The organism is Cryobacterium sp. MLB-32 (assembly GCF_000738085.1).
Classification (GTDB): domain Bacteria; phylum Actinomycetota; class Actinomycetes; order Actinomycetales; family Microbacteriaceae; genus Cryobacterium.
The window spans coordinates 1-523 of record NZ_JPRS01000710.1; the positions used below are offsets into that span (position 1 = coordinate 1).

Genomic DNA, 523 nt, shown 5'->3' on the forward strand with positions numbered 1-523 from the left:
CCATCAGTCACATCTGTCACTGTGATAACACTCTTAACAGTAACAAGACAGGGCAGTATCGCGCAGTCTTGATGCTGAACCTAACCCGAAACACCCCCCAAACGGCGGCCATTCGTGGGCGCGGTGCGAAGCGCGATCGACTCTTTTAAACAATCTTTGCATTCGATTTGGGCATTCGTGCTTTTCTCCGTATGCTTATCCCTCGTCGGTCATGTTCATTTATGACTAACGGCCCCATCGTTTAGTGGCCTAGGACGGCGCCCTTTCACGGCGTTAACACGGGTTCGAATCCCGTTGGGGTCACGTAAGTGAAGGCACAAAAAATAGAATAGTCTTACCAAGTACTCACTATCATTTACACCAGTGAGGCCCTGTAGCGCAGTTGGTTAGCGCGCCGCCCTGTCACGGCGGAGGTCGCCGGTTCAAGTCCGGTCAGGGTCGCAAAAGCAAGAGCCCTTTCGCAAGAAAGGGTTTTTGTTTGAGAAGGCGCCGTTTCGGGCTTTCTGGCCCTGTAGCTCAGTTG

At 52.6% G+C, this 523-nt stretch carries 2 tRNA genes; both read left to right on the top strand.

Features of this window, described 5'->3' with window-relative positions:
• The first annotated feature begins 230 nt into the window (after positions 1-230).
• A tRNA-Glu gene (locus JF66_RS21020) sits at positions 231-303 on the top strand.
• Positions 304-367: 64 nt separating this feature from the next.
• A tRNA-Asp gene (locus tag JF66_RS21025) sits at positions 368-441 on the top strand.
• Positions 442-523: the final 82 nt, after the last annotated feature.